This window comes from Blastococcus atacamensis (assembly GCF_002938425.1).
GTDB lineage: Bacteria > Actinomycetota > Actinomycetes > Mycobacteriales > Geodermatophilaceae > Blastococcus > Blastococcus atacamensis.
Window position 1 is genome coordinate 70346 of record NZ_POQU01000008.1, and the last position, 9312, is coordinate 79657.

Annotated in this window: 8 protein-coding genes; all 8 read right to left on the bottom strand. The window is 73.1% G+C overall.

The genetic code is table 11. From position 1 onward, the window contains the following. Nucleotides 1-8: 8 nt before the first annotated feature. Nucleotides 9-1115: an acetate/propionate family kinase gene (locus C5508_RS03975; protein ID WP_104523667.1), complete on the bottom strand. Its 1107-nt coding sequence runs from the start codon at nucleotides 1113-1115 to the stop codon at nucleotides 9-11. Beyond that, the gene (locus C5508_RS03980) at nucleotides 1112-3550 is read right to left on the bottom strand and encodes a phosphoketolase family protein (RefSeq protein WP_104523652.1); all 2439 of its coding nucleotides are present in this window, start codon (nucleotides 3548-3550) and stop codon (nucleotides 1112-1114) included. The genes C5508_RS03975 and C5508_RS03980 overlap by 4 nt, the downstream gene beginning before the upstream one ends. 150 nt (nucleotides 3551-3700) lie before the next feature. Continuing rightward, the gene (locus C5508_RS03985; protein ID WP_104523653.1) at nucleotides 3701-4903 is read right to left on the bottom strand and encodes a globin domain-containing protein; all 1203 of its coding nucleotides are present in this window, start codon (nucleotides 4901-4903) and stop codon (nucleotides 3701-3703) included. A 384-nt stretch (nucleotides 4904-5287) separates the two neighbouring features. Next, nucleotides 5288-5587, bottom strand: coding sequence for a hypothetical protein (locus C5508_RS03990; RefSeq protein ID WP_104523654.1), 300 nt, complete (start codon nucleotides 5585-5587; stop codon nucleotides 5288-5290). Nucleotides 5588-5610: 23 nt separating this feature from the next. Beyond that, a complete protein-coding gene (locus C5508_RS03995; RefSeq protein ID WP_104523655.1) occupies nucleotides 5611-6126 on the bottom strand; it encodes a hemerythrin domain-containing protein in 516 nt (171 codons plus the stop codon). Further along, nucleotides 6110-7378 carry an MFS transporter gene (locus C5508_RS04000; RefSeq protein WP_104523656.1) on the bottom strand — a complete coding sequence of 423 codons (1269 nt, stop codon included), beginning with the start codon at nucleotides 7376-7378 and terminating at the stop codon, nucleotides 6110-6112. Before C5508_RS04000 ends, C5508_RS03995 begins: the two co-directional genes overlap by 17 nt. Before the next feature lie 176 nt (nucleotides 7379-7554). Next, nucleotides 7555-7953, bottom strand: coding sequence for a hypothetical protein (locus C5508_RS04005; RefSeq protein WP_104523668.1), 399 nt, complete (start codon nucleotides 7951-7953; stop codon nucleotides 7555-7557). Between the two features lie 5 nt (nucleotides 7954-7958). Continuing rightward, nucleotides 7959-9312, bottom strand: a 1354-nt coding sequence (locus C5508_RS04010; protein WP_157943985.1) for a multicopper oxidase domain-containing protein, incomplete at its 5' end; no start/stop codon positions are given.

A 9312-nucleotide genomic window follows, 5' to 3' on the forward strand; every position in this document is an offset into this window, starting at 1 on the left:
CCCTGGCGTCAGCGCGTCCCCGACAGGAGGGCGAGGACTTGGCGGTGGATCTCCAGGTCCTCCCGCGCCGTCACCACGACGGTCCGCGCCGCCGCGCCGGGCGCGCTGATCTCGGCGTCGCCGATGGCAGCCCGGTTGGCCGCCGGGTCGAGGGCCACGCCGAGATGCGCCAGGCCGTCGCCCAGTGCCTCGCGGACCTGCCAGGAGCGCTCCCCCACCCCGCCGGTGAGCACGAGCAGGTCGAGGCCGGCGGTGGCCGCGGTCATCGCTGCTGCCTCTCGCACGAGGCGGTGGAGGTAGACGTCGAAGGCCAGGGCGCAGGCCGGGTCGCCGGCCTCGCGGCCGGCGAGCACGTCTCGGAGGTCGCCGGAGGTGTCGGACAGTCCTTTGAGGCCGGCGTGGTGCTCGAGTACGTCCTTGAGCTCTGCCGGGGGCACGTCGCCGTGCTGGATGAGCCAGAGGAGTAGGCCCGGATCCAGCGTGCCCGGCCGGGTGTTCATCACCAGCCCAGCCAGCGGGGTGAACCCCATGGTGGTGTCCACCGACCGCCCGTTCCGGACCGCGGCCAGGGAGGCGCCGGCGCCGAGGTGGCAGGTCACCGTCCGCATCTCCTCCGGACCCCCACCGACCAGTTCCGCGCCGCGGCGGGCGGCGTAGGCGTGCGAGAGCCCGTGGAAGCCGTAGCGGCGCAGCCCCCATCGCTCGTTCCACTCGCGCGGCACCGCGTAGGTGGCGGCGGCCGGCGGGAGGGTGGCGTGGAAGGCCGTGTCGAAGCACGCGACGGCCGGGACGTCGTCGCCGAGGACGTCCCGCACCGCCCGGATCCCCCCGAGGGCCCGCGGCTGGTGCAGCGGCGCGAGGTGACTGATGGAGTCGAGGTAGACGACCAGCAGGTCGTCGACCACCACCGGCGCGGAGTGCCGGGGGCCGCCGTGCACCACGCGGTGCCCGACGGCGTCGACCGGCCCGCACCGGCCAAGAAACTCCTCCAGGGGTGCCAGGTGACCGGCGCCCTCCCACCGATCGACGGTCGTGGCCGCCTCGACGTCCCCGTCGTCGCCCAGCACGCTGAGCTTGAGGCTGCTGGAGCCGGCGTTGACGACGAGCAGCCTCACGCCGACTCCGGCTCGACCAGCGGTCCGGGCGGCTGGGTGGCCGGTCCGGGGACCGGGGACCACTGCCAGTCCCGGATCTCCGGCGGATCGATCCCGTGGGCGCGCACGTAGGCGCGGTGCTCGATCAGCTTGCCGAGCATCGCCTCACGGGCGTGTGCGGCGGCGTCGCGGAGCCGCGGTATCCGGTCGATGGCCGCGATCGCCAGGTTGAACCGGTCGATCCGGTTCATCACGCAGATGTCGAACGGCGTGGTCGTCGTCCCCTCCTCGACGTAGCCGCGCACGTGCACGTTCTCGTGGTTGGTCCGCCGGTAGGTCAGCCGGTGGATCAACCACGGATAGCCGTGGTAAGCGAAGATCACCGGCTTGTCGACGGTGAACAGCGAGTCGAAGGCGGCGGCGGACAGCCCGTGCGGGTGCTCGCTCTCGTCCTGCAGCCGCATCAGGTCCACCACGTTGACCACCCGGATCCGCAGGTCAGGGAACCAGCCGCGGAGGATCTCCACCGCCGCGAGGGTCTCCATGGTGGGGACGTCGCCGGCGCAGGCCATGACGACGTCAGGCTCGCCGCCGGCGTCGGTACTGGCCCAGTCCCAGATGCCGATGCCCTTCGTGGCGTGCACGACGGCTGCGTCGGCGTCCAGGTACTGCAGGGCGGGCTGCTTCCCGGCGACGATGACGTTGACGTACTGCCGGCTGCGCAGACAGTGGTCGGCCACCGACAGCAGGGTGTTCGCGTCCGGTGGCAGGTAGACGCGGATGACGTCGGCCTTCTTGTTCACCACGTGGTCGATGAAGCCCGGGTCCTGGTGGGAGAACCCGTTGTGGTCCTGGCGCCACACGTGCGAGGTCAGCAGGTAGTTCAGCGAGGCGATCGGGCGCCGCCACGGGATGCCGTTGGTGGTCTTCAGCCACTTGGCGTGCTGGTTGAACATCGAGTCGACGAGGTGGATGAACGCCTCGTAGCAGGAGAAGAACCCGTGCCGGCCGGTCAGCAGGTACCCCTCCAGCCAGCCCTGGCAGGTGTGCTCGGAGAGGATCTCCATGACCCGGCCGTCCGGGGCCAGGTGGTCGTCGCCGGGGAGCCGCTCGGCCATCCACGCGCGGTCGGTCACCTCCAGAACCGCGCCGAGCCGGTTGGAGTTGTTCTCGTCCGGGGCGAACACGCGGAAGTTGGTCATGTTCTGCCGCATCACGTCGCGCAGAAACGTCCCCAGCACCCGGGTCGACTCCACCGCGCCGGTGCCCGGCGCCGGCACGTCGACGGCGTAGTCCCGGAAGTCCGGCATGCGCAGCGGCCGCAGCAGCGCGCCGCCGTTGGCGTGCGGGTTCGCGCTCATCCGCCGGTCCCCCACCGGGTGCAGGTCCCGCACGGTGGGCACCGGCGCACCGTCGGTGTCGAACAGCTCCTCCGGGCGGTAGCTGCGCAGCCACTCCTCCAGCACCCGCCGGTGCCCCTCGTCGTCGCGGGCGTTGCTGAACGGCACCTGGTGGGACCGCCACGTCCCCTCGACCGGCAGGCCGTCGACCTCGGCCGGACCGGTCCAGCCCTTCGGCGAGCGCAGCACGATCATCGGCCAGCGCGGGCGCTCGGTGACATCCTCCTCGCGGGCGCGGCGCTGGATGACGGCGATCTCGTCCAGGCAGCGGTCCAACGTGGCGGCGAATGCCTGGTGCATCTCCGTCGGGTCCGACCCCTCCACGACGTACGGGGTGTGCCCGTAGCCGCGCATCAGGTCGGCGAGCTCCTCGGGCGTGATCCGGGCCAGCACCGTCGGGTTGGCGATCTTGTAGCCGTTGAGGTGCAGGATCGGCAGCACAGCACCGTCGCGCGCCGGGTCGACGAACTTGGTCGAGTGCCAGCTGGCCGCCAGCGGTCCCGTCTCCGCCTCGCCGTCCCCCACCACCGCCGCCATCACCAGATCGGGGTTGTCGAAGGCCGCGCCGTAGGCATGCGACAGCGCGTACCCCAGCTCCCCGCCCTCGTGGATCGACCCCGGCGTCTCCGGCGCCACGTGGCTGGGGATCCCACCCGGGAACGAGAACTGCGTGAACAGCCGCCGCAGCCCGGCCTCGTCCTGCGACACCTCGGGGTAGACCTCGCTGTAGGTGCCCTCCAGCCAGGCCGCCGCGACCGGCCCCGGTCCCCCGTGCCCGGGGCCCATCACGTACATCGCGTCCAGGTCCCGGGCACGGATCGCCCGGTTCAGGTGGGCGTAGACGAAGTTCAGGCCCGGCGTCGTCCCCCAGTGCCCCAGCAGTCGTGGCTTGACGTGCTCCGGCCGCAGCGGCTCGCGCAGCAGCGGGTTGCCCATCAAGTAGATCTGTCCCACCGACAGGTAGTTCGCCGCCCGCCACCACGCGTCGATCGCCTGCAGCTCGCCGTCGTCCAACGGGCCCGCGGCCGTCGAGGCTTGCTCAGTGGTGGCGGTCATGCGGCTCTCCTGTCGTTGTGGGGCCCGGCCCGCTGATCCCATCGGCCCGCCTGCGGTCGCACAAGCCCGTATTCCCAACGTCCACGCAACGGTCACCCGGCCTCCGCGGTCGCTGGCGTCCTGCCGCTGCGGGGAAGGTGATCGCGCCGCTCATGCCACCGGCGGGGTCTGAGCCCAGAGGTCAGGACCGAAGACCTCGTAGCGGATGTCCGTCGCGGGCACGCCACGGCGCACCAGGGTCGCGCGGGCGTCCCGCATGAAGGGCAGCGGGCCACACATGAGGACCTGTACGCCAGACGGCAGGTGGATCTGCGTGAGGTCCATCCGCCCGGCGCGCACCGCGCCCGCACCTTCGGCGGCGGCCTCGTACCACGTGTACGCGGTCGCGTCGGAGAGTGCGCCTGCGAGGTGGGCGACCTCGGTGCGCAGCGCGTGGGTCTCCGGCGCGCGGTCGGCGTGAGCCAGGACCACCGGGCGGTGCGGTGTCGCGGAGGAGACGTGCTGCAGCACGGCCACGATGGGCGTGATGCCGATCCCCGCGCTGATCAACATCAGCGGCCCGTCGCCCGCCGGGACCGTGAGGTCACCGGCGGGGGCGCTGACGTCGAGGACGTCACCCACCTGCACGACGTCGTGCAGGTGGGTGGAGACCACACCCGCGGGCCGGTCCCCCTTGGCGGCGACCCGGCGCACAGTGATCCGCAGACCGGCATCGGTCGTCCCGGAGACCGTGTACTGGCGCGGCTGCCGCCGGCCGTCCGGCAGGTCGACGGCGACGGTGACGTACTGGCCGGGCAGGAACGCGGTCACCGGGCGCCCGTCGGCCGGTTCGAGCAGCAGGGAGACGACGTCGGCGGTCTCCTGTACGCGCTCGGCCACCCGCCAGGGGATGAATGGATGGGCCGGGTCGATTCCGCCCCGCTCGTAGAGCCGCGCCTCCTCGGCGATGAGGGAGACGGCGAAGAGCCAGTAGACCTCGTCCCACGCGACGGCGACCTCGGGCGTCACCGCGTCGCCGAGCACTTCGGCGACCGCGGCGATCAGGTGGTGCCCGACGATCGTGTACTGCTCCGGCCGGATGCCCAGGGACACGTGCTTGTGCGCGATGCGCTCCAGGACCGGAGTGAAGGACGGCGCCTCGGGGTCGATCAGCTGGACGGCATAGGCCACGATGGACGCGGCCAGCGCGCGGCTCTGCTCCCCGTTGGTCTGGTTGCCGGCGTTGAAGACATTGCGCAGCTCGGGGTGCTGGGCAAGCATCCGCGGATAGAAGACGGCGGTGATGGCCCCGGCGTGCTCGGCCACCACGCCTGCCGTGGCGCGGACGACGGCGGCGGACTGCTCGGACAGCATGGGTGCGGGCTCCAGGGTCGGATTCAGGATGCGGACGGCGGCCGGGGCGGCCGCGCCGTCTCCACCTTCCGTGACCCGCGCGTTGCGCGCCGTAGCCAGAAGGCTCCCCAGCGTGGGCCGAAGGTCCCGGTTGTCACCCGCTCTGCGAGCCACTCACGTGCGCACGACCGGCGCCGAGGACGACCTGGCGCTCAACGCCATCCAGGCCGAGCGCCGCGCGGCCTCCGGCCCGTCCAGCCCAGGCCGTCCGGCGCTGCCCCGGTGCCGCCGGCCGTGCGGTCGCCTGTTCTCGGAACCCGCCCGGCCCTGGCGTGGGACGCCACCGACAGGGAGAGCACATGTCCGAGTACACGCCCGGCCGCTTCGCGGGACGGACCGCCATCGTCACTGGCGCCGGACCGGGATCGGCCGCTCCACCGCGTGCGGCTGGCCCGCGAGGGGGCGCGTGTCATCGCCTCCGACATCGCGCGGGACCGGATCGACGAGCTGGTCGCCGAGCACGGCGACCTCGCGCTGGTGGCGATCCCGGGGGACGTCGCCGCGCCGGACACCCCGGCCGCACTCGTGGCGGCCGCGGACAGCCGGGCCGACGTCCTGGTCGACGACGTCGGGGTCATGGGCTGCGGCGTCGTCGGCATCCGCGGCCGAGGCGTCGGTGGGAGCGGTTGGCGACAGGGTGCTCACCCCAGGCGCCGACGGGTTCCGGCTCACGTGGGCATCACTCGCGCGGCACCCTCCCACGCATCGATGGCATCCCAGTCGGCACCGTCCAGCGTGGCCAGCGCGGCGGGGAAGAGCCCGAAGTCCTCCTTGAACATGTGCTCGTCCAGCTCGTGGAGGGCGCGCTGCACACCGTCTGCCCACTGCTCGGCGAACCCGCTCCCCCCCGCCAGGTCGTCCAGCCGGTCGACCGCGTCGAACAGGTCGGCGTGCTCTCCCTCCAGCACCGCGACGTGGTCGGCCAGCTCGGCCACCTCCGCCAGCCTAGGGAACAGCGCCTTCTCCTCCTTGGCCACGTGCGGGCCGAGCACCTCCAGCAGCATGCGGAACCCGGTCTGCGCGCGTGGCAGGTCATCTGCCGCCAGGGCCCGCCGGACCACGTCGCTGAGCTCCCGCAGCCGATCGTGCTCGTCCATCAGCCGGCGGACCGGTGTGAGGTCCCGGCATCCGCAGTGGTCGCACATCGCTCGTCCCCCCGGTCCGGTCTCAGGCGTTGGTGGCATCGGAGCGGCCCACGCTCCGCATGGCCGCAGCGGTGTAGGCGGCGGCGACCAGGGCTGTGACGGCCAGCAACCACAGGCCGGGCCGGTAGTTGCCCTGCCAGCCGTAGATGAGGCCCATCACCAGCGGCGGCACGAACCCGCCCAGACCACCGGCGGCCCCGACGATGCCGGTCACGCCACCGACCTTGCCGGCCGGCGCGGCGATCGCCACGAGCGCGAACACCGCTCCCGACGCCGCTCCGAGGGCCGCCGCCATGGTGAGGAACGCCACGGTCCCGATCCACTCCAGGGGCCGCTCCAGCGCCGACACCGCCGCGAAGACGGCGACCACCGCGAAGCAGGCCACCAGCACCCGCACCGGGTGCAGCCGGTCGGACAGGATCCCGCCGACCGGGCGCATCACCACCGCCAGCACCACGAACCCAGCGGTGCGCAGCGCGGCGTCCCCGGCGTCGAGGCCGAACGCGTCCTTGAGGTAGGTGGGCAAGTAGACGCTGAAGGCCACGAAACCACCGAAGCCGACCGCGTAGAGGAAGGACAGCTGCAGCGTCACCGGCAGCCGGAGGGTCTCCCACGTGCGGCGCAGCACCCCGCCACCGGCCATCGGCCGCCCCGGGGCGTCCCGCAGCACCAGCCACGCGGCGACCGCGTAGACCGCCAGCAGTACCGCCACCAGCGTGAAGGGGAACTCCAAACCGAACGACCGACGCAGGCCCACCGTGGTGAATGCCGAGATGGCCGTGCCACCCATGCCGGCGCCGAAGATGCCCAGGGCCATTCCGCGCTTGGCCGGCGGGAACCACGCGTTGACCAGCGGCACACCGATCGCGAACGTCGTCCCGCCCAGCCCCAGGACGAAACCGCCCAGCAGCATCATCGGGTAGGAGTCGTTGCCCACGTAGCCGATGAACAGCACCGGCAGGATCGTCAGCGCGCTGACCGTCGGGAACATGACCCGGGCGCCGAAGCGGTCGGTGAGCGCGCCCACCGGGATCCGGCCCAGCGACCCCACGAGCACCGGGACCGCGACCAGCAGCGACTTCTGCAGCGCACTGAGCCCCAGCTCGTCGGTGAAGAACGCCCCCAGCGGGCTGACCAGGGCCCAGGCCCAGAAGTTCACCGTGAACCCGACCGTGGCCACCACCAGCATCACCCACGCCTGGCGCGGGACCGCCGCGGGTGGCGCGGCCGAGGAAGCGGGTACTGGGGCCGTCGTGGCGCCGTCCGGTCGGATCGTCGAGGCCGAGGTCATGGCCGTGTGTCCTTCTCGTCGTGCTCCGGGTGCCGTTCCGGCCCCGGAGCGAGGGGTGCTGCTCCTTCGTCTTGTTTCTACGGAAGGCGGGGGTCCCGGTCCCGGTGCCGGACGTCATCGATCGGGGGCCGAAGGTCCCGTTCCGTACGGGTGCCGGCAGGGTCGTTCGGCACGGCTCAACCGTGCAGGAGCACCCCGAGGAAGAGCGCGGCCAGCGCCGCGGCGCCGGTGAGCGCGCCTGTCAGGGCCAGGGCCCACCGGTCGCCGGCCCGCTGGTGGGCCCACGCGGCGGCCCCGGAGACGAGCACCGCCACCAGCTTGGCGATCAGCGTCGCCCGGTACGCGCCGCCCGCCGGGCCGACCGCCGCGATGTTCCACACGCCGGTGACCACGAGGACGGCGAACGCCGGCCACGCGATGGCGGCGAAGCGCTGGGCCGCGGCCGGGGCCGCCTCCGGTGCGACGCGGCGCAGCGCCGGGACGAGGCCGGCGAGCACCAGCTGGCCGCCCACCCAGATGACGGCCGCGGCGAGGTGCAGGAACAGCCGCAGGTCGGCCAGCCCGATGTCGAGCACCGGCGTCACCCCGCCACGAGCAGACCACTGGCGCCGCGGACGGCGTCGGCCAGCCGGTGGGACACGAACGGGTAGCTGCCCGGCTGGACCAGGGTGAACTCCACGAAGCCGCCCTGCGCGGGAGCCAGGTCCAGTACCTGCGCGCCCCCGGCGGCCCCGTCGGTGGGTCGGAGCAGGTAGGCGCCCTCGCGGTACACGGTGTCGAACTGCGCGCCGACGACGTGGAAGGCCGTGCCGGTGCTCGGCCCGGCGGACACCACCCAGGCCCGGACCCGCTCGCCGGCGCTGACCGTGATCGGGGCGTGCTCGTACTGTCCCGCGTACCCGTTGAAGGCCACGACGTCGTAGTCGGCGTCGGTCATCGCCGCCAACCCGGGCAGCCCGCCGTCCTCACCGAGGTACACCTCCGACTGCACGAACACCAGCTCCCGGTCCACCGGCGCCAGGTCGGGCGGGTCGATCACCACCGCGCCGTACATCCCCATGCCGACGTGCTGCAGCACCGGCGCCGTTCCGCAGTGGTAGAGCCACGCCCCGGCCCGGTCGGCCCGGAACGAGTAGACGAGCTCCTCCCCCGGCTCGATCGAACGCATCGCCCGGTCGGGCGCGACCTGGCTGGCGTGGAAGTCGACCGAGTGCGGCAGCGAACCCTGGTTGAGCAGCCGGACGTGGAAGACGTCGCCCACCCGGCCGCGCAGGACCGGGCCGGGGACCGTGCCGCCGAAGGTCCACATCCGCTGGCGCACCCCGGGGGCCACCTTCAGATCCCGCTCCACGACCGGCAGCTCCACCTCGTGCACGGTGCCGCCGGGGGCCGGCTGGAGCGTGGGGTCATAGGGCTGCCACTCCGGCCCGGGCGCGGCACCGACCGCGGCACCGTGACCCGTTCCGCGTCCCGCGGCGTGCCCGGTGCCGTCGGCGACCGCGGTGGCCTCGCCGTCGCCCGGGGTGATCCTGAGCTGCATCCCGGCCTGCCGGTGCCCGGGCACGGTGCACCAGGCGGTCAGGTCCTCGGTCACGGCGCCGACCTCGAGCACCGCCGAGGCACCGGGCGAGAGCATCGGCACGGCGCGACCGTCGGTCAGCCGCAGGTCGTGCCGCATGGACCCGACGTTGCGCACGTCCAGCACCAGCCGCTCGCCCGGGGGGACGGAGATGGCGGCCGGGCGGATCCAGGTGTCGCCCAGCTCCACCACGACCGTGCCGGTCCCGCCCGGAGCGACGGCGGGATCGGCCGCCGGTGAGTTACCGGTGAGCACCCACCCCAGGACGGCGACCGTGGTGAGCACCGCGACGGCGGGCAGGACGTGCCCACGGGCCGGCTCGGCAGACGCCTGTCTCTTAAAACCATCTCCGAGA

Bases quoted from the DNA above. Each gene is read 5' to 3' on its own strand.
- C5508_RS04000 (WP_104523656.1), bottom strand. From the start codon at position 7,378: ATGACCTCGGCCTCGACGATCCGACCGGACGGCGCCACGACGGCCCCA.
- C5508_RS03985 (WP_104523653.1), bottom strand. From the start codon at position 4,903: ATGCTGTCCGAGCAGTCCGCCGCCGTCGTCCGCGCCACGGCAGGCGTG.
- C5508_RS03980 (WP_104523652.1), bottom strand. From the start codon at position 3,550: ATGACCGCCACCACTGAGCAAGCCTCGACGGCCGCGGGCCCGTTGGAC.
- C5508_RS03995 (WP_104523655.1), bottom strand. From the start codon at position 6,126: ATGCCACCAACGCCTGAGACCGGACCGGGGGGACGAGCGATGTGCGAC.